Genomic DNA, 19,429 nt, shown 5'->3' on the forward strand with positions numbered 1-19,429 from the left:
ACCGGCCCGGTCAGGGGTGGTCGGGGGCGCTCTCGCGGAGGGCGAGGCGGTGGGGTGCCACCAGCTCGCGGGGCGGGGCGTCCCGGTCGGCGGTGAGGCGGCCGGCGAGCAGTTCGACGGCGAGGCGGCCGATCCGTTCCTTGTCGGGGGCGACCGTGGTCAGGGTGGGGATGGAGAAGCGGCCGTCCTCGATGTCGTCGAACCCGGCCACCGCCACGTCCTCGGGCACCCGCAGCCCGGCCTCGTGCAGCGCGCGCAGGGCGCCCAGGGCGAGCGTGTCGTTGAAGCAGAAGACCGCGTCGGGGCGTACGCCCGAGTCGAGCAGGGCCCGCATGGCGGCCGCGCCGTCCGCCCGGTGCCAGGCCGTCGCGGACGCCACGAGGCGCTCGTCGTACCCGAGGCCGGCGTCGGCCAGCGCGGCGGCGTAGCCGGCCAGGCGGAGCCGGGCGCTGGCGCCCTCGGGGGTGCGCTGGAAGCCGATCGCGGCGATCCGCCGGCGGCCGAGCCCGACCAGGTGGGCGGTGATCTCCCGCGCGGCGGCCACGTTGTCGACCACCACGTGGTCGGCCGGCCCGTGGTCGACCCGCTCGCCGAGCAGCACCATCGGCAGGCCGTCGAGGCTGGCGAGGTCGTCGGCGGTGAGCGCGAGCGGGCTGAGGATCAGCCCGTCGATCAGGTGGTCGCCGATCCCGCTGGCGGCCCTCCGTTCCTGCTCGTGGCCGCCGCCGGTCTGGTCGATCAGCACCGTCCAGCCGTGCTCGGCGGCGGCGGTGACCACGTGCCGGGCCAGCTCGGCGAAGTACGGGATGTCCAGCTCCGGCACGGCCAGCGCGATGATTCCCGTCCGCCCCTTGCGCAGGCTGCGTGCCGACAGGTTGGGCCGGTAGTTGAGCTCGGCGATGGCCCGCTCGACCCGGGCCCGGGTGTCCGGGCGGACGTGCTGGTAGCCGTTCACCACGTTGGACACGGTCTTCACCGACACGCCGGCCCGTTCCGCGACGTCCTTGAGCCTGTGTCGCACTGGCCCGTCCTCCCCTGTCGGTGCTGCCGGCACTGTACCCCGGCGGGTTGATCCCTTTACAACGTTGGTTACAACGTTGTAGAAACCAGTCATACGGGGTGACCGAAGTCACCCGGCACCCGTACGAGGGAAGGTGATCCGTGCGCAACGCCCAGCTGACGATCGACCCGGCGTTCACCATCGGAGCGGCCGACCGCCGCCTCTTCGGTTCCTTCGTCGAACACATGGGGCGCTGCGTCTACGGCGGGATCCACGAACCCGGCCACCCCGCCGCGGACGCCCGCGGCTTCCGCCGGGACGTGCTCGAGCTGACCCGGGAGCTGGGCGTCTCCGTGGTCCGCTACCCCGGCGGCAACTTCGTCTCCGGCTACCGCTGGGAGGACGGTGTCGGCCCGGTCGGCGACCGCCCGCGCCGGCTCGACCTGGCCTGGAAGACCATCGAGACCAACGCGTTCGGGCTGGGCGAGTTCATGGCCTGGGCGACCGCGGCCGGCGTCGAGCCGATGATGGCGGTCAACCTGGGCACCCGGGGCGTGCAGGAGGCCTGCGACCTGCTGGAGTACGCCAACCACCCGGGCGGCACCCGACTGTCCGACCTGCGCCGCGAGCACGGTGCCGAGGAGCCGTACGGGGTGCGGCTCTGGTGCCTCGGCAACGAGCTGGACGGGCCCTGGCAGGTGGGCCACAAGACCGCCGACGAGTACGGCCGGCTCGCCGCCGAGACCGCCCGGGCGATGAAGCTGATCGACCCGTCGATCAGCCTGGTCGCCTGCGGCAGCTCCAACCGGGGGATGCCCACCTTCGCCTCCTGGGAGGCGACCGTCCTGACGCACACCTACGAACACGTCGACTACATCTCCGCCCACACCTACTACGACCCGTCCGACGGCGACCGGGCCAGCCTCCTCGCCTCGGCGGTGGACATGGACAACTTCATCCGCGAGGTGGTGGCCACCGCCGACCACGTGGCCGCCAAGCTGCGGCAGCGGCGGAAGCTGAAGATCTCCTTCGACGAGTGGAACGTCTGGTACCAGTCGCGCCTCCAGGCCGACCTGGACCGCCGCGGCTGGGTCGAGGCGCCGGCGCTGATCGAGGACGACTTCACCGCGGTCGACGCGGTGGTGGTCGGCGATCTGCTGATCACCCTGCTCCGGCACGCCGACCGGGTCGGGGTGGCCTGTCAGGCGCAACTCGCCAACGTGATCGCCCCGATCCGTACCCGCACCGGCGGGCCGGCCTGGCGGCAGAGCATCTTCCACCCGTTCGCCCTCACCGCCCGGTACGCCCGCGGCACCGTGCTGCGCACCGAGCCGGTCTCCCCCACGTACCCCACGAGGAAGTACGGCGACGTGCCGGTGCTGGACACCGTCGCCGTACGCGACGAGGAGACCGGTGAGCTGTCGGTGTTCGCGGTCAACCGCGGCTCGGCCGACCTTCCCCTCGACCTGGACCTGCGCGGGCTGCCCGGCCTGCGCGCCCGGGAACACCACACCCTCGCCGCCGGCGCCGATCCGGCGGCCACGAACACCGAGGCCGAGCCGGAGCGGGTGACGCCCCGCCGGCTCCCCACCCCCACCCTCGACGGCGGCCGGTGCTCCGTGGCGCTGCCCGCCTGCTCCTGGAACCTGCTGCGCTTCTCCACCCATGATTCGGCCTCCGCGCCGCGAGGCGGCACTCCGGACCGAATGAAGGGCGCCCAGCCGTAACCAGGAATCCTGATCCCGTCCCCCAAGGAGAAGCCATGATCCAGAACGAGATGAGCCGGCGACGCCTGCTCGGCCTCGGCGTCGGACTCGGCGCCGCGGCCACGCTGACCCTGACCGGCTGCGGCGGTGGCAGCAGCTCCGACCGGTCCGGCGCCGCCGGCAACGGCGGCAAGGACTACACCGGCCCCAAGGTCGACCTGAAGCTGTGGAACGGCTTCACCGGCGGCGACGGCGACATCTTCAAGAAGCTCGTCGAGCAGTTCAACGCCGAGCACCAGAACATCGCCATCGCGGTCAACACGTACCGCTGGGAGGACTACTACGCCAAGCTGCCGAGCGCGGCCTCCAGCGGGGTCGGGCCGGACATCGCGGTCATGCACATGGACCAGCTCGCCACCTTCGCCGCCCGCGGGGTGATCACCGAGCTGGACGACGTGGCGAAGGCGCTGGAACTCAGCGAGGCGGACTTCGCGCCGACGGTCTGGAAGGGCGGCCTCTACCACGACAAGCGGTACGGCATCCCGCTGGACATGCACCCGCTCGGCTTCTACTACAACAAGGCGGTCATGCAGAAGGCCGGCCTGGACCCGGAGAAGCCGCCGACCAACCGCGCGGAGTACGAGGCGGCGCTGACCGAGCTGAAGAAGTCCGGCGTGCAGGGCTTCTGGGTGAGCCCGTTCCAGTTCACCGGCGGGATGACCTTCTACAGCCTGCTGCACCAGTGGGGTGGCACCCTCTTCGACGCCGACGTGGCGAAGGCGACCTTCAACTCCGACCAGGCGGTCGAGGCGTGCACCTGGCTGGTCGACCTGATCAAGCAGGGCCACTCGCCGGCCAACGTCGGGCAGGACGCCGACTACCTGGCGCTCAAGAGCGGGAAGAACGCCTTCAACTGGAACGGCATCTGGCAGGTCAACGACCTGAAGAAGAGCGCGGACGTGCAGTGGGGCGTCGCGCCGTTGCCGCAGATCGGCAGCCAGCAGGCGGCCTGGGCCAACTCGCACAACTTCACCATCGTCAAGCAGCGCAGCGCCGACAACAACAAGATCGCCGGGGCCAAGGTCTTCATCAACTGGCTGAGCCAGCACTCACTGGACTGGGCCACGGGCGGCCAGGTGCCGGCCCGCAAGGCCGTCCGGGAGAGCGCCGAGTTCAAGGCCCTGCCGGAGATCAGCTCCCTCGCGCCCGAGCTGGAGTACGCCGCGTTCCCGCCGGCCGCTCCCGGGCTCGGCGAGGTGATCACCACCTTCTACACCGCGTTCAACGAGGCGGCGCTCGGCAAGAAGTCGCCGAAGCAGGCCCTGGACGACGGCGTGGCCAAGGCCGACAAGCAGCTCGAGGACAACCGCAAGAAGTACGGGAGCTGAGGCCGGTGGCCGACGTCATCGAGGCCGGGGCGGCGCGCCGGGACGCGCCGCCCCCGGCGGGGCGGACGGCCCGGCGGGGAGCCTCGCGCCGGGGCAACCGGGCCACCCCGTACCTCTTCCTCGCGCCGTACCTGGTGCTCTTCCTCGGCTTCGGCCTGCTGCCGATCTTCTTCGGACTCTGGCTCAGCGTGCACCAGTGGGATCTGCAACTGCCGCACCGCCCCTTCGTCGGACTGGACAACTACCGGGACCTCTTCGACCGCGAGTCGGCCGACTACGCGGACTGGTGGGCCAGCGTCCGCGCCACCGCCACCTTCACCGTGCTCTCGGTGCCGCTGCTGGTGGTGGTCCCCCTCGGGCTGGCCCTGCTGCTCAACCGCTCGTTCCCCGGGCGGACGTTCTTCCGGGCCGTCTACTTCGCCCCGTACGTCCTCGGGGTGGCCGTGATCGGCCTGCTCTGGCGCTTCCTGCTCGACGCCAACCTGGGCCTGGTCAACCACCTGCTCGCCGCGGTGGGGCTACCGTCGGACACCCCGTGGGTGACCGACGTGCCGTGGGCCTGGGTGTCGCTGGTCGGGGTGACGGTCTGGTGGACCTCCGGGTTCAACGCGGTGATCTACCTGGCCGGCTTGCAGGACATCCCGGCGGAGCTGTACGAGGCGGCGAAGGTCGACGGCGCCGGCAGCTGGGACCGGTTCCGCAACGTCACCCTGCCCGGGCTGCGGCCGGTGCTGCTGTTCGTGCTCACCACCACGATCCTGGCCTCGGCGAACGTCTTCGGCCAGGCGTACCTGATCACCCAGGGCGCGCCGGGGCAGCAGACCCGGACCGTGGTCTGGCGGATCGTGGACGAGGGTCTGCGGGACAACGACGCCGGGAAGGCGGCGGCGATGAGCATCCTCTTCGCGCTGGCGCTCGCGGTGATCAGCATCGTCAACTTCCGGTTCTTCCGGTACCGGGAAGACTGAGGAGACAGCCATGCCGACGCTCCGTCGCGCCGGGCGCTACGCCGTCCTGGTGCTGCTCGCCCTGGTGTTCGTCACCCCACTGGTCTGGATGCTGCTCACCTCGCTCAAGACCTACGGCGACGCGCAACGCATCCCGCCCAGCTGGCTGCCGCGCCCGTTCGCCACGTACGGCTTCGAGGGGATCCTGCACAACGACGCCAACCCGGTGCTGCGCTGGTTCCTCAACAGCATGCTGGCCGCCGCCCTGCACGCGCTGCTGGTGCTGGCGACCGCCTCGATGGCCGCGTACGCGCTGGCCCGACTGCGCTTCCGCGGCCGGTCGCTGAGCTTCGCGCTGATCGTGGGCACGCTGTTCATCCCGCCCACCTCCCTGATCATCCCGAACTTCGTCATCGCCGACCGGCTGGGCTGGATCGACACCCTCACCGTGGTGGTGGTGCCGGGGGCGGCGAGTGCCTTCGGGGTGTTCTTCCTGCGGCAGTTCTTCCTCTCCATCCCCCGGGAGCTGGAGGAGGCCGCGGTGCTGGACGGGGCGAACCACTGGCAGGTCTTCACCCGGGTGCTGCTGCCGCTGTCGAGGCCGGCGCTGGCCACGCTCGCGGTGCTGTCCTTCCTCACCAACTGGAACGACTTCCTCTGGCCGATCTACGTGCTGTTCAGCCCGGAGCGGCTGACCCTGCCGGCCGGCCTGGGGCTGTTGCAGGGGGCGTACAACACCGACTACCCGGTGATCATGGCGGGTGCCGTGCTGGCCAGCGTGCCGGTGCTGGTCCTCTTCGTGCTCGCCCAGCGCCACGTCATCCAGGGTGTCTCCCGCAGCGGCCTCAAGGGCTGATCGGCCGTCCGTGGTGCTCACCCTCGCCCGAACTGGTCGACCGGATCCCGGCCGCCGGGGACGGCGGCCGGCGCGCCGGCCTCGCGGCGGGCGAGCCGGTTGCGCCGGTGGCCGTAGCCGAAGTAGATGGCGGCCCCGAGCAGCATCCAGGCGAGGAACCGGATCCAGGTCTCCACCGACAGGTTGAGCATCAGGTAGAAGCAGGCCAGCGCCGACCCGATCGGCAGCACCGGGGAGAACGGCACGGTGAACGGCCGCTCCAGCCCCGGCCGTCGCCGGCGCAGAATCGGCACCGCGACCGAGACCAGCAGGAACGCGCCGAGCGCGCCGATGCTGACCAGGTCGGCGAGCGCGGTGAGCGGCAGGAAGCCGGCGAGCAGCGCGACGCCGACCGTCACGATCGCCGAGATCCGGTACGGGGTGCCCCAGCGCGGGTGCACCCGGGCGATCGCCGGCGGAATCAGCCCGTCCCGGGCGATGGCGAAGCCGATCCGGCCCATGGCCACCAGCTCGACCAGGATCACGCTGGTCAGGCCGGCGATGGCGGCGATGGAGACCAGCACGGCGGCCCACCCGGCGCCGGCGGCCTTGAAGGCCGAGGCGATCGGTGCGCCCTCGTCGATGTCGGTGTAGCGGACCATGCCGACCACGACCAGCGAGACGCCGATGTACAACACGGTGGAGATCAACAGCGTGCCGAGCAGGCCGAGCGGCAGGTCCCGGCGCGGCTTCCGGGTCTCCTCGCCGAGGTTCGCCACCGCCTCGAACCCGGTGTACGCGAAGAACACCACCGCGGCGGCGGTGAGCACCCCGGCGAACCCGAAGACGGAGGGCTCCAGCCCGAAGATGGCCTGGGTGACCGGCTGCCGCACGCCGTCCTCGCCAGCGCCCGCCGGCTCGGCCGCCGGGATGAACGGGCTGAGGTTGGCGGCCTTCACGAGGAACAGCCCGGCGACCACGATGAAGACGCAGATGGCGACCTTGACCAGGACCAGCAGGTTGGTGACCCGGGCGGACTCGCGGATGCCGACGGTGGCCACGAGGCCGAGGATCAGCACGACGGCGATCGCGCCGAGGTTGACCACGCTGCCCTCCTCGGCGAACCAGGCGCTGGGCAGGCCGAAGAGGTCGGCGAGGTAGCCGGACCAGCCGCGGGCCACCACCGCCGAGCCGAGCGCGAACTCCAGCAGCAGGTCCCAGCCGATGATCCAGGCGACGATCTCGCCCATCGTCGCGTACGCGTAGGTGTAGGCGCTGCCGGCGGTCGGCACGCTGGACGCCAGCTCGGCGTAGCAGAGGGCGGCGAGCAGGGCGACCACGCCGCCGATGGCGAACGAGAGGACCACGCCGGGGCCCGCGTGGTTCTTCGCCTCGATGCCGGTCAGCGTGAAGATGCCGGTGCCGATCACGATGCCGATGCCGAAGCCCATGAGGTCGAGCGCGCCGAGCCGGCGGCGCAGGCGGCTCCCTGGCCCGCCGCCGTCGTCGCCACCCTGGGCCAGCACGTCCCGGATCGGTTTGGTTCGCAGGACGGACACGCCAATCACCTCCCGCCGTACGACCACCACGGCGGCGGTCGGTGACCGGGCAAGCTACCCAGGCACCGGCCCCACTAATCGCTCACCCGGCGTGTGGGCGAGATCACACAGCGCCGGGGGCACCGGCCCGCCCTCGGACATTCGGTCCCGCCTGGGCATCGATCCGCCCAGAGGTCTTGCATACCTCGGGGATTGATGAAAGTTTCCTACCTACGGCGGATGTTCGACGGCGAATCTTTCCGGATACGCCGGGGTGTCCGCCGCCACCCGACACCTCCGGGAGCCCAACGAAGGGACCGCACCGCATGAAGGCAACTCGGCTCAGCGCCGCCGGGCTGGCCGTGGCGCTGCTCGGCGCACTCGCCGCCGGCACCCCCGCGCGCGCCGCGGACACCGACGCCACCACCACACCCTCGACCACCTGCGCCACCGACCCGGCCACCCCGAAGCGGCAGTTCCGGGCCTTGTGGATCGCGTCGGTGACCAACATCGACTGGCCCAGCAAGGCGTCCCAGACCGCGCCGGACCAGGTCGCCAAGCAGAAGGCGGAGTACCTGGGCTGGCTGGACCTGGCCCAGCAGCTCAACCACAACGCCGTCGTGGTGCAGGTCCGCCCCACCGCCGACGCGTTCTGGCCGTCGCCGTACGAGCCGTGGTCGGAGTACCTGACCGGGGTACGCGGCAAGGACCCGGGCTGGGACCCGCTGGCCTTCCTCGTCGAGGAGTCACACAAGCGGAACCTGGAGTTCCACGCCTGGATGAACCCGTACCGGGTCTCGATGCCCGCCCCGGGCGCCGGCGCGGACCTGTCGAAGCTCGCGCCCAACCACCCGGCCCGGCAGCACCCGGACTGGGTGTTCGCGTACCCGCCGGCCGGCGTCGCCGGCAGCCGGCTCTACTACAACCCCGGCATTCCGGAGGTCCGCGAGTTCGTCGAGACCGCGATGATGGACGCGGTCAACCGGTACGACATCGACGGCGTGCACTTCGACGACTACTTCTACCCGTACCCGAGCGGCACCTACCAGGTGCCGGACGACGCCACCTTCGCCCAGTACAACCGGGGCTTCACCGATCGGGCCGACTGGCGGCGGGACAACATCAACCTGCTGGTCCAGGAGATGAACGCCAAGATCAAGGCGGCCAAGCCGTGGGTGAAGTTCGGGGTCAGCCCGTTCGGCATCTGGCGCAACAAGTCGGCCGACCCGGCCGGCTCGGACACCACCGGCTCGCAGTCGTACGACATCATCTCCGCCGACACCCGTAAGTGGATCAAGGAGGAGTGGATCGACTACGTGGTGCCGCAGCTGTACTGGTACATCGGCCAGTACCCGGCGGCCGACTACGCCCGCCTGGTGCCGTGGTGGGCCGAGCAGGTGCGCGGCACCAACGTCCACCTCTACATCGGGCAGGCCGACTACAAGAGCGGTGACCCGGCGTACGGGTCGTACTGGATGAACCCGCGCGAGCTGTCGGACCACCTGACGCTGAACCGCTCGTACCCCGAGGTGCTCGGCAACGTGCACTTCTCCGCGGTGCAGGTGCGGGCGAACCGGATGGGCGCCACCGACATCTACGCCGCCGAGCACTACTCCCGCCCGGCACTGGTGCCGGCGATGTCCCAGCTCCCGTCGCGGCGACTGCTCGCCCCCGTGGTGACCGGCGTGGAGCGGCAGGACGACGGCGTGCGGCTGACCTGGCGGCAGCCGGCGAACGGCAAGGGTCCGTTCGGCACCGCCACCTCGTACGCGATCTACCGGTTCGACGGCGACGGCCACGTCGACGCGTGCGGTTTCGCCGACGCGTCCCACCTGGTCGGCACCGTGCGCGGCACGGACGGCGACGTCCAGTCCTGGGTGGACACCGGCGCGGAAGCCGGGAAGGCGTACACCTACCACGTGACCGCCCTCGACCGGGTCTGGAACGAGAGCCCGGCCAGCCCGGCGCGCTTCGTGTACTGACGCACCTCGGGATGCCCCCGACCGCTCCGGCGGCCGGGGGCATCCGACTGTTCGGCGGCACGTCATCAAACCGGAGCTTGATCGCCACCGCGTATCAATCGATGGCGATCGACACCTGGTGATCACCTGCGGCAAGGCCGCCAGGACCGGCGAGCGGAGTCAGCAGCCGCAGGCGCCGCCGCAGCAGCCACCGCCGGCCGGGGCGGGCGCCCCGCCGGCCGGGCCGGCGCCACCGCGGCCGGTGACCGCGACGGTCGACAGCAGCTTCACCGTGTCGGTGTGTCCCTGCGGGCAGGACGCCGGCTGGCCGGCCTCGGCCATCGGCCGGTTGACCTCGAAGGTGTCGCCGCAGGCGCGGCAGCGGAACTCGTACCGGGGCATGCCACCAGGGTACGGCCGGGCCGGACGCGACGACAGTCATGGGTGATACTCGACGGGTGGTGGACGGCGAGGAGCGATCGACGGTTCGGCCCCTGCGACCGGCCGTGCCACCCGACGGCGGGGCCGCGCCGGCTCTCGTGCCCCGTCCCCGGCCGGCCACCGGGGCCGGCACCGCCCCGCCCGCCCCCGACGGCACGGCACCGGCAGCGGCAGCGGCAGCGGCCACGACTGTCTCCCCGTCGACGGAGGCTGCCGTCGGCGCGGACCCCGAGCGGGGCGGCTCGACGGCCGACCGACGTCGGCGGGTGCCGTTCGCGCACGCGGTCCGGATCCCGCCGCCCCGGCAGCTCACCGTCGCCGCGGCCCGCGCCACCCGGGACTGGTCCCGCCGCCCGAGCGGCCGGACCACCCTCGGCGGCCTCTTCCTGCTCGCCCTGGTCGCGGCCACCGCGGCAGCCGGCGCGCTGCTGGTGCCGGCGACCCTCGGCAAGCCGCGGCCGGTGGCCGTCGACGCCACCGCGACGGGGCCGGCGGGCGGCGTCCCGGCGGACGGCGCGACCCCCGGGGCGACCGACGGCCCCACCGGGCCGCCCGGGGCGACCGACCTGGCCACCATGACGCCGCCGGGCGTCGGGCAGCCGACCGGACCGGTCGTGGGGCCGGCACCGACCGGCCGGCCCGCCGACGCGCTGGCCGCGTGGGCGGCGGAGGTCAACCGGAAGACCGACATCCCGGTGGTCGCGGCGCAGGCGTACGGCTACGCCGAGCTGGTGCTCCGCCAGACGCACCGGAGCTGCCAGCTCAGCTGGACCACGCTCGCCGCCATCGGGTACGTCGAGTCGCGGCACGGTTCGGCCAACGGCGCGACCCTGCAGCCGAACGGCGTCGCCGCACCGGAGATCCGCGGCGACCCCCTGGACGGGCAGGGCGGCCGCTTGCGGATCCTCGACACGGACCAGGGCCGGCTCGACGGCGACACCGTCCACGACCGGGCGATCGGGCCCATGCAGTTCATCCCGAGCACCTGGCAGGAGATCGGCGCGGACGCCGACAACGACGGGACCAAGAATCCCCACGACATCGACGACGCCGCCCTGGCCGCCGGCCAGTACCTCTGCAAGGGCGGCCGGAACCTGACCATTCCGGGCGACTGGTGGGCCGCCATCCTCTCCTACAACGACGTGCGCCGGTACGCCCAGGCCGTCTTCGACAAGGCGAACGAGTACGGCCGGCTGACCAGCACGTGACGTGATCACGTGCGTACATTCGAGAACTGAACCCTTCCCCCGGGCAGCCGTTGCCGGCAAGCTAGACGGGTGATGGTGCGCGAGTGGGACCCTCGGAACGCGTCGTCCGACGAGATCGCGTCGCTGCTGGGCACGCTGAACGCGGTGTTGGCGGCCGACCTGCCGCAGGATCCGCCGTGGCGGGAGAGCTCGCTGCGGGAGTACCTCTCCGAGGTGATGCCCGGTGAGCGGCGGATCTCCTGGGTCGCCCAGGCCGAGCCGGCCCCAGACGCCGCCCCGGACGTGCTGTCGGGGCACGTCAACGTGCTGCTCCTCGGCGGGATCGGGGTGCTGGAGGTGCTGGTGCACCCGGCGGCCCGGCGCACCGGCCTCGGCCGCGAGCTGGTCCGGGTGGCGGCCCGGCGGGTCTGGGACGAGGGGTTCCAGTCGATCGGGGTGGAGGTGGTCGGCGGCACCCCGGCCGTGGCGTTCTACGAGTCGCTCGGCTTCACCCGCGAGTACGTCGAGACCCGCAGCGTGCTCGACCTGAACGCGGTGGACTGGCCGGCGCTGGCCGAGATGGCCACCGGTGTCGGCGCCGGCTACCACCTGGAGTTCTGCCCGGGCGGCCCGCCGGACGACCTGATCGAGGCGTACGCGCGGGCCAAGGCCGAGGTGCGGGACGTCGACGACGGCGAGCTGCGGCCCAGCTCGTACGACCCGGAGCGGCTGCGGGCCAGCCTGGACACGCTGCACCGGCGGGGGATGAAGCCGTACATCGTGCTGGCCCTGCACGAGCAGACCGGCGAGGTGGCCGGGCTGACCGAGGTGGTGGTGCCGGCGCAGCACCCGACCCGGGCCGACCAGTACGACACCATCGTGGTCCGCGACCACCGCGGTTACGGCATCGACCGGGCCATCAAGGCACGGATGCTGCTGGAGCTGCGCTCGGCCGAGCCGGAGCTGGTCGAGGTGCAGACCTGGAACGCGCAGGCCAACGAGGCGATGCTGAAGGTCAACGCGGAGCTGGGCTACCGTCCCGACCGGGAGTGGTGCGAATACAGCGTGGACGTCGCCGAACTGGTCCACCACCTCGACCCCCCACGCTGAGGAGCTGCCCCATCATCCGGCTGGCCAGGGGATGGACGCCGGACCGGGGCGGCGCTTAACGTGCGTTCGTTCCCGTCCACTCATCGTGGAGGCCCGATGCGCCCGCGCCGCACGTTCGCCGCGTTCGCGACCACCGCCGCCGTCTCCGTCGCGACCATCGGTATCGCACCGTCCCCGGCCAGCGCCGGGCCCACCGACCTGTTCATCTCGGAGTACGTCGAGGGCCTGGCCAGCAACAAGGCCATCGAGCTCTACAACGGCAGCGGCGCCCCGGTCGACCTGGCCGCCGACGGCTACCAGATCCAGCTCTACCTCGACGGCGCCGCCACTCCGACGAACATCCCGCTGAGCGGCACCATCGCCGCCGACGACGTCTTCGTCTTCGCCGCCACCACGGCCGCGCCCGCGATCCTCGCCGAGGCCGACCAGACGTACGGCGGAGCGCTCCACAACGGCTACGACGCGATCGTGCTACGCAAGGGCGACACCGTGCTCGACTCGATCGGGCAGGTCGGTGTCGACGCGGGCACCGAGTGGGGCACGGGGCTCACCAGCACCGCCGACAACACCCTGCGCCGGCTCCCGTCCGTGACCACCGGCGACACCGACCCGTTCGATGCGTTCGACCCGGCCGAGCAGTGGGCCGGCTTCCCCACCGACACCTTCGACGGGCTGGGCGGCCACGCCGCCGGCGCAGGCGACCCGCTCGCCACCGCCGTGCTGTCCGTCGGCGAGGTGCAGGGCCGCACCGCCGACGACGAGGACCCCCGCACCGACCGCTCCCCGCTCGCCCCGGCCAGCGGCAACGGCACCAGCTCCGCGCTGTACGACGTGCGCGGTGTGATCACCCAGCTGTCGCTCACCCGGAGCTCCGCCGGCGCCGAGCAGCACGGCTTCTACCTTCAGAGTCGCCGGGGCACCGAGGACGGCGACCCGCTCACCTCGGACGGCGTCTTCGTCTTCATGGGCTCGTTCACCACCTTGCTCGGCGGCTACACCCCGACCGTCGGCGACGAGGTGGTGCTGCGCGCCCGGGTGTCGGAGTACTTCAACCAGACCCAGCTCTCCAGCGCCACCCTGGTGAGCAAGCTCGACTCCGGGCTCGACGTCGACACCGCCGTGCAGGTCGACGACGCCGTGCCGCCCGCCGACGCGGCCGCCGCCGACCGGTTCTGGGAGCGGCACGAGGGCGCCCGGCTGCGGGTCCGCTCGGGCAGCGGCGTCTCCGCCCCGCGACACAGCTACCCGTCCACCGCCGACTCCGAGATCTACGTGGTGGACCGCGAGGACCCGATCATGAAGCGGACCGACCCGTACGCCCGCCGGGTGTACCGGGACGCACACCCGCTGGACGACATTCCGGGCACCGTCTTCGACAACGGCAACAACCAGCGCATCCTGCTCGGCGCGGGCGGGGTGAAGGCGACCGCCGGGGACTCCACCGCGCTGTTGCCGGCGGCCCGCACGTACGACACGCTCACCGAGGACGCCTACGGCGCCGTCTCGTACGCGTTCAGCAAGTACGCCGTGCAGCCGGAGCAGCTCACCCTCACCGGCGGCGCCGACCCGGCGGCGAACAACCCGCCGCAGCCGGCGGACCGCGACGCCGAGATCGCGGTCGCCACCTACAACCTGGAGAACCTCTACGACTACCGGGACGACCCGTTCGACGGCTGCGACTTCGCCGGCAACCTGGGCTGTCCCGGGGTCAGCGCGCCGTTCGACTACGTGCCGGACAGCGAGGAGGCGTACAACGACCGGCTCGACGTGCTGGCCCGGCAGATCATCGGCAGCCTGCACAGCCCGGACCTGGTGCTGGTGCAGGAGGCCGAGGACCAGGACATCTGCTCGGTGGCCCACGGCAGGCTGATCTGCGGGGACGCCGACGACGCCGACGGCGCGCCGGACACCGTCCAGGAGCTGGCACTGGCCATCGCGGCCAACGGCGGCCCGGCCTACACGGCGGCGTACGACCGCTCCGGGGCGGACGCCCGGGGCATCACCTCGGCGTTCCTCTACCGCACCGACCGGTTGACGCTGGCCGAGGCGGCCGTCACCGACCCGCTGCTGGGCACCGCTCCGCCGGTGCAGTACCGCTCGGCGGGACTGCCGTCCAACTCGGACGTGCAGAACCCGAAGGCGTTCAACGCGGTGCTCCCGGCCGATGTGGACCGCGCCACGGGGGTGGACGGCGCCAACGTCTACACCCGGGCGCCGCAGGTGGCCAGGTTCACCGTGGCGGCAGCCCCCGGCTCGTCTGAGCACTACCCACTCTGGGCGGTCAGCAACCACTACTCGTCCGGCCCGGACACACGGGTCGGGCAGCGACGGGAACAGGCGGCGTACGGGGCCGCGCTGGTGCGGGCCATCCGGGCCGGCGATCCGAATGCCCGGATCGTCTACGGCGGTGACCTGAACGTCTTCCCGCGTCCGGACGACCCGATCGCCACGGCGGCGGACCCGACCCCGTCAGACCAGCTCGGGCCGCTGTACCAGGCCGGGATGCACAACCTCTGGGACGACCTGGCGGCGGACGTACCGGCCGCGGCCTACTCGTACGCGTACGGCGGGCAGGCGCAGACGCTGGACAACCTCTTCGTCAACGACAAGCTGCACGGCGATCTGGTCCAGGTGCGTGCGGCGCACGTCAACGCCGACTACCCGTCCGACGCCGCGGGCCTCGGTGACCGGGCTGCCAGCGACCACGATCCGCAGGTGGCCCGGTTCCGCTCCGGCGTCTCGCTCAGCGTCGCCGATGCCTCGGTGCTGGAGGGCGACAAGGGCGGGAGAGCCCTGACGTTCACCGTGACCGTGTCCCGGCCGCTCTCCGAGCCGGCCCTGATCTGCGCCGCCACCTACGGCACCAGCGCGCAGGCCGGCCCGGACTACGACCCGTACGTCGGCTGCCGGACGCTCGCGGCCGGTCAGACGTCGCTCGCCTTCCCGGTGACCGTCCGTGGCGACCGGAAGGTCGAGGCGGACGAGCAGCTCAGGCTGTACGTGACCGGCGTGCCGGAGCTCCGGCTCCCGGGCTCGGTGGCCGTCGGCACCATCCTCAACGACGACTGACGGATCGCTCCGCCGCGTAGCGGCCCGCCGCGTAGCGGCCCGCCGCGTAGCGGCCCGCCGCGTAGCGGCCCGTCGCGTAGCGGCCCGTCGCCCGGTTCATCGACCGGGAGGCGGGTCCTTCCGGTACCCGCACCGCTGCGGGTCGGGCGGCGGCGGGACGGCCCGGTACTTGGCCACCCGCACCTCCCACTGGCTGCGGCGTCGCAGGGCGTCCCGGACCGCGCGATCGCGGTAGAAGGTCTCGGGCGGGCGGGCCAGGCCGTACCGGTCGGCCCACCACTCCCCCGGCTCGGGATCGACGACGATGTCGAGGTGGGCGGGGTAGCGGCGCCCCGCCCCGTCGCGCAGGTCGGCCCGGTCGCGCATGGGCTTGAGAACTCGGCCGGACTCGTCGACCACGGCGAGGCGGAAGCCCGCCACGCTGATGATCCGGTGCAGCATGGCGAGGCTCGGGGTCAAGGTGCCCGCCTCGATCCGGCCGATGGTGCTCGGATGCACCCGAGCGAGCCGGGCCAGCTCACGCTGGCTGGCGTCGGCGCGGCGACGAACCGCCCGGACGATCCCGGCGGCGGGCCAGGGAATGTCGAAGGGCTCGGTGAGCACCGTGGGCGGCTCGGGGCTGCCCTCGACGGTGGCGGGCCGGTCGGGCGTGCGGGGATCGGTCACTCCGCAACGTTCTCCCCTGGGGCCGCACCGCGGCAACCCCGGCCGGCCCGCCTGTGGACGACTGCGGCCACGGTGGACAACCTGCGGCACAGTGGTTACCCAATGTGTAAGTGACCGTGGGTGACGCTCGTGACGTCGCCGTCCATCGCAGACCCGCCGAACCGCCGTTCCACAAGGCTCGAATCGGGCATACGCCCCCGGGGCCCCATCGACGTCCCCCCACCCCTCACCCCACTTTGCTCTGCAGCCGGATACGCATCAGGCACAGAGGGTTGCTGCTGCGTGGATGGCTGCAGAGCAAAGCGGGTGGCGGGAAGGGCCGGGAGACCGCAGCTTCGGCACGCAGAGTGACGATCGGCAATGGCCGACCGAAGGGCACCGCGATGAGCCACGCGGGGGCACCGAGCGTCGCGGGGCGCGCCCCCCGGCACCGCTCAGTGGCGCTGGCGGAGCAGTTGGGCAGCCTCGACCGCCCAGTAGGTGAGGATGATCTGCGCGCCGGCTCGACGAATCGAGGTGAGCGTCTCCAGCATCACCCGCTCCCGGTCGATCCAGCCGTTCGCGGCGGCCGCCTCGACCATCGCGTACTCGCCGGAGACCTGGTAGGCGGCGACCGGGACGTCCACCGCGGCCCGGACCGCCGCCACCACGTCGAGATACGGCAGGGCCGGCTTGACCATCACCATGTCGGCGCCCTCGGCGACGTCCAGCTCGACCTCGCGTAGGGACTCCCGCAGGTTCGCCGGGTCCTGCTGGTAGGCGCGCCGGTCGCCGTCCAGGGCCGACTCGACCGCGTCCCGGAACGGGCCGAAGAAGGCCGAGGCGTACTTGACCGCGTACGCGAGCACCGCCACGTCCTGGTGGCCGGCGGCGTCCAGGGCCCGCCGGACCACGCCGACCTGGCCGTCCATCATCCCGGACGGCCCGACCACGTGGACCCCGGCGTCCGCCTGGGCGACCGCCATCCGGGCGTACGCCTCCAGCGTGGCGTCGTTGTCCACCGCGCCGTCCGGGGTGAGCAGGCCGCAGTGCCCGTGCGAGGTGAACTCGTCCAGGCAGAGGTCACTCATCACCACCGTGGCGTCGCCCACCTCGGCGATGACGTCCCGGATCGCCACGTTGAGGATGCCGTCCGGGTCGAGGCCACCGGACCCGGACTCGTCCCGGGACGCCGGCACGCCGAAGAGCATGAGCCCGCCGATCCCGGCCTGGACCGCCTCGACGGCGGCCTTGCGGAGCGAGTCCCGGGAGTGCTGGAGCACCCCCGGCAGCGACGCGACGGCGCGCGGCTCGGTCAGCCCCTCCTTGACGAACATGGGCAGGACCAGCTCGGCCGGGTCGACGCGGGTCTCGGAGACCAGCCGCCGCACGGCCGCGTTGCGACGCAGCCGGCGGGGCCGGATCTCGGGGTACGGCATGGGACTCTCCCTACGACTACCGGAACCTCAGCGCGGTGGGCCCCTGCACCTTCGAGCCGCGGCGCTGCTTGGCCGGCATGGCGGCCAGCTTCTCGCGCAGCTCGACGGCGTAGGCGGCGAGCGCCTCCACCAGGTCGGGCACCGAGGCGTGGGCCGGCTGCACGTCGACCCGCAGGCCGAACTCCGTCGCCGTCTCCGCCGTCTTGGGCCCGATGACGGCAACCACGGTACGCGCGTGCGGCTTCCCGGCGATACCGACGAGATTGCGCACGGTCGAGGAGGACGTGAAGAGAACCGCGTCGAACCCGCCCGACTTGATCGCGTCGCGGATCTCGGCCGGCGGCGGGGCGGCCCGGACCGTCCGGTACGCGGTCACGTCGTCGACCTCCCAGCCCCGTTCGGTGAGCCCGGCGGCCAGGGTCTCGGTGGCGATGTCGGCCCGCGGCAGCAGCACCCGGCCGACCGGGTCGAGGATCTCGTCGTGCGGCGAGAACTCGGCCAGCAGCCCCTCCGAGGTCTGCTCGCCTGAGGGCACCAGCTCCGGCTGGATGCCGAACGCCCGGACGGCGTCCGCGGTGGCCTCACCGATGCACGCGATCTTGACGCCGCCGAAGTGGCGGGCGTCCAGGCCGTGCTCGGCGAACTTCTCCCAGACGGCCCGCACCGCGTTCACCGAGGTGAAGATCACCCAGGCGTACCGGCCGTCGACCAGGCCCTTGATCGCCCGCTCCATCTGGGCGGGGGTACGCGGCGGCTCGACGGCGATGGTCGGCACCTCGCACGGGATCGCCCCGTACGCCCGCAGCCGGGCGCTCATCACGCCGGCCTGCTCCTTGGTCCGGGGTACGAGCACCTTCCAGCCGTACAGCGGCCGGTTCTCCCACCAGCTCAGCTTGTCGCGTTCGGAGACACCCGCACCGATGGTGAGCACGACGCGGCCGGTGAAACCGAGCGCCGCCGCGACGAAGGAGTCCACGGTCGACGTGGTGGTGTACTGCGTCTCGCCGGTGCCGTCGCCGGTCACCCCGACGGCGGTGGTGCCGTCCATCCCGGCGGCCAGCAGGCCGTCCCGGATCGCGGCCAGGTCGCCGGCGTCCACGGCCAGGGCCAGCGAGCCCCGGCCGACCGCCGCGGCCAACGCGTCGAAGTCCAGCGTGGCGACGTCCTCGACGTCGGCGGCGGTCCGCACCCCCGGCAGCGGCACGCCCGCGTAGGTGGCCACCCCCGCGGCCTGGCCGACGCCCGGCACCACCTCGAAGTGCGCGGCGGTGCGCGCCACGGCCTGCACCTCCTTGACCACCGACTCGTGGCCGAACGGGTCACCGGCGACCAGGTGCACCGCGTTCTGCCCGGAGCGGGCCGCGGAGATCAGCACCTTCGCCACGTCCCCCGGTACGCCCTCGGCCGGGCTGAACTGGGTGTCGGACTTGGCCTGGGCGCGGACGTGGTCGAGCAGTGGCTCGGGGATTCCCCGGTCGTACACCACCTGGTCGGCGTCGACCAGAGCGTCGTGCGCCCGGCGGGTCAGCAGGCCCGGGTCGCCGGGACCGGCCCCGACGAACGCGATACGGCCTACGGGCTTACGGGTGCGGGTCATTCTGTGCTCCCAAATTGCTGGGTCCCCGGGCCGGCGTGTCCTTCTTGGCCGAGGATCGAGTCGGCGCCGAGTTCGAGGAGTTCGGCGGCGAGTGCCTTGCCGATCTCCGCCGCGTCGGCGGGCGTTCCGGTGCGGGACAGCCGAAGGTCACGGGTACCGTCCGGGCTGATCACCGCACCGCGCAGATAGATCTCCTCACCGGCATCACCCTCGGCGAGTTCGCCGTAGGCGGCGACGGGCGCGCTGCACCCGGCCTCCAGGGTGGCCAGCAACGCCCGCTCCGCGATGACCGCGGCGCGGGACGGTGCGTGGTCGAGCACCGCGAGCAGCTCGACCATGTCCTGGTCGTCGATCCGGCACTCCACCGCCAGCGCGCCCTGGGCGGGCGCGGGGAGCATCAGCATCGGATCGAGCGTCTCGGTGATCACGTCGGTCCGGCCGAGCCGGGCGAGCCCGGCCCGGGCCAGGACGATGGCGTCCAGGTCGGCGTCCGGGCCGAGGACCCGACCGAGGCGGGTGTCCACGTTGCCCCGGATCGGGGTGACCTCCAGCTGCATCCCGAGCGC

The 19,429-nt window shown here is 72.5% G+C and carries 14 protein-coding genes and 1 pseudogene; 8 read left to right on the forward strand and 7 right to left on the reverse strand.

Annotated elements, in window-relative coordinates; genetic code table 11:
* Nucleotides 1-10: 10 nt before the first annotated feature.
* Nucleotides 11-1,021: a LacI family DNA-binding transcriptional regulator gene (locus tag ABZ570_RS14020; protein WP_358062020.1), complete on the reverse strand. Its 1,011-nt coding sequence runs from the start codon at nt 1,019-1,021 to the stop codon at nt 11-13.
* Between the two features lie 140 nt (nt 1,022-1,161).
* Here ABZ570_RS14020 and ABZ570_RS14025 point away from each other — a divergent pair, with 140 nt between their 5' ends.
* Genes ABZ570_RS14025 through ABZ570_RS14040 form a run of 4 tightly spaced genes read left to right on the forward strand, consistent with a single transcriptional unit; the run spans nt 1,162 to nt 5,897 of the window.
* Complete coding sequence (locus ABZ570_RS14025) at nt 1,162-2,727, forward strand: alpha-N-arabinofuranosidase (protein ID WP_358062023.1); 1,566 nt, start codon at nt 1,162-1,164, stop codon at nt 2,725-2,727.
* Between the two features lie 35 nt (nt 2,728-2,762).
* Complete coding sequence (locus ABZ570_RS14030; protein ID WP_358062026.1) at nt 2,763-4,094, forward strand: ABC transporter substrate-binding protein; 1,332 nt, start codon at nt 2,763-2,765, stop codon at nt 4,092-4,094.
* Between the two features lie 5 nt (nt 4,095-4,099).
* On the forward strand, nt 4,100-5,062 hold the full coding sequence (locus ABZ570_RS14035) for a sugar ABC transporter permease (RefSeq protein ID WP_358062029.1): 963 nt from the start codon (nt 4,100-4,102) through the stop codon (nt 5,060-5,062).
* 10 nt (nt 5,063-5,072) lie between these two features.
* Nucleotides 5,073-5,897: a carbohydrate ABC transporter permease gene (locus tag ABZ570_RS14040; RefSeq protein WP_358062032.1), complete on the forward strand. Its 825-nt coding sequence runs from the start codon at nt 5,073-5,075 to the stop codon at nt 5,895-5,897.
* 17 nt (nt 5,898-5,914) lie between these two features.
* On the opposite strand, the gene ABZ570_RS14045 is transcribed toward ABZ570_RS14040, so the two are convergent.
* The gene (locus tag ABZ570_RS14045; RefSeq protein WP_358062035.1) at nt 5,915-7,435 is read right to left on the reverse strand and encodes an amino acid permease; all 1,521 of its coding nucleotides are present in this window, start codon (nt 7,433-7,435) and stop codon (nt 5,915-5,917) included.
* Nucleotides 7,436-7,740: 305 nt separating this feature from the next.
* Here ABZ570_RS14045 and ABZ570_RS14050 point away from each other — a divergent pair, with 305 nt between their 5' ends.
* A complete protein-coding gene (locus ABZ570_RS14050; RefSeq protein ID WP_358062038.1) occupies nt 7,741-9,396 on the forward strand; it encodes a family 10 glycosylhydrolase in 1,656 nt (551 codons plus the stop codon).
* Between the two features lie 159 nt (nt 9,397-9,555).
* On the opposite strand, the gene ABZ570_RS14055 is transcribed toward ABZ570_RS14050, so the two are convergent.
* Entirely contained in the window at nt 9,556-9,777 is a 222-nt protein-coding gene (locus tag ABZ570_RS14055) for a zinc ribbon domain-containing protein (RefSeq protein WP_358062041.1), read from the reverse strand.
* 56 nt (nt 9,778-9,833) lie between these two features.
* Here ABZ570_RS14055 and ABZ570_RS14060 point away from each other — a divergent pair, with 56 nt between their 5' ends.
* From ABZ570_RS14060 to ABZ570_RS14070, 3 genes are all read left to right on the forward strand, one after another.
* Nucleotides 9,834-11,024: a lytic murein transglycosylase gene (locus tag ABZ570_RS14060; protein ID WP_358062059.1), complete on the forward strand. Its 1,191-nt coding sequence runs from the start codon at nt 9,834-9,836 to the stop codon at nt 11,022-11,024.
* A 72-nt stretch (nt 11,025-11,096) separates the two neighbouring features.
* Nucleotides 11,097-12,113: a GNAT family N-acetyltransferase gene (locus tag ABZ570_RS14065; protein ID WP_358062061.1), complete on the forward strand. Its 1,017-nt coding sequence runs from the start codon at nt 11,097-11,099 to the stop codon at nt 12,111-12,113.
* A gap of 96 nt (nt 12,114-12,209) precedes the next feature.
* The gene (locus ABZ570_RS14070) at nt 12,210-15,182 is read left to right on the forward strand and encodes a lamin tail domain-containing protein (RefSeq protein WP_358062044.1); all 2,973 of its coding nucleotides are present in this window, start codon (nt 12,210-12,212) and stop codon (nt 15,180-15,182) included.
* A 96-nt stretch (nt 15,183-15,278) separates the two neighbouring features.
* Here the strand turns inward: ABZ570_RS14070 and ABZ570_RS14075 are convergent, their stop codons facing one another.
* The 4 genes and pseudogenes from ABZ570_RS14075 to ABZ570_RS14090 form a co-directional block, all read right to left on the reverse strand.
* A complete protein-coding gene (locus ABZ570_RS14075; protein ID WP_358062047.1) occupies nt 15,279-15,848 on the reverse strand; it encodes a helix-turn-helix domain-containing protein in 570 nt (189 codons plus the stop codon).
* Nucleotides 15,849-16,282: 434 nt separating this feature from the next.
* Complete coding sequence (hemB, locus tag ABZ570_RS14080; protein ID WP_358062050.1) at nt 16,283-17,266, reverse strand: porphobilinogen synthase; 984 nt, start codon at nt 17,264-17,266, stop codon at nt 16,283-16,285.
* Between the two features lie 16 nt (nt 17,267-17,282).
* Nucleotides 17,283-18,863, reverse strand: coding sequence for a uroporphyrinogen-III synthase (locus ABZ570_RS14085; protein WP_358062053.1), 1,581 nt, complete (start codon nt 18,861-18,863; stop codon nt 17,283-17,285).
* Nucleotides 18,860-19,429, reverse strand: a pseudogene (locus tag ABZ570_RS14090) (hydroxymethylbilane synthase); the annotation flags it as partial. The pseudogene ABZ570_RS14090 and the gene ABZ570_RS14085, both read right to left, overlap by 4 nt.

Source organism: Micromonospora sp. NPDC007271 (assembly GCF_040634005.1).
Taxonomy (GTDB): Bacteria; Actinomycetota; Actinomycetes; order Mycobacteriales; family Micromonosporaceae; genus Micromonospora.

Coding starts and splice junctions, on each gene's coding strand:
- ABZ570_RS14030 (WP_358062026.1), top strand. CDS start 2,763: ATGATCCAGAACGAGATGAGCCGGCGACGCCTGCTCGGCCTCGGCGTC.
- ABZ570_RS14040 (WP_358062032.1), top strand. CDS start 5,073: ATGCCGACGCTCCGTCGCGCCGGGCGCTACGCCGTCCTGGTGCTGCTC.
- ABZ570_RS14050 (WP_358062038.1), top strand. CDS start 7,741: ATGAAGGCAACTCGGCTCAGCGCCGCCGGGCTGGCCGTGGCGCTGCTC.
- ABZ570_RS14055 (WP_358062041.1), bottom strand. CDS start 9,777: ATGCCCCGGTACGAGTTCCGCTGCCGCGCCTGCGGCGACACCTTCGAG.
- ABZ570_RS14065 (WP_358062061.1), top strand. CDS start 11,097: ATGGTGCGCGAGTGGGACCCTCGGAACGCGTCGTCCGACGAGATCGCG.
- ABZ570_RS14070 (WP_358062044.1), top strand. CDS start 12,210: ATGCGCCCGCGCCGCACGTTCGCCGCGTTCGCGACCACCGCCGCCGTC.
- hemB (WP_358062050.1), bottom strand. CDS start 17,266: ATGCCGTACCCCGAGATCCGGCCCCGCCGGCTGCGTCGCAACGCGGCC.
- ABZ570_RS14085 (WP_358062053.1), bottom strand. CDS start 18,863: ATGACCCGCACCCGTAAGCCCGTAGGCCGTATCGCGTTCGTCGGGGCC.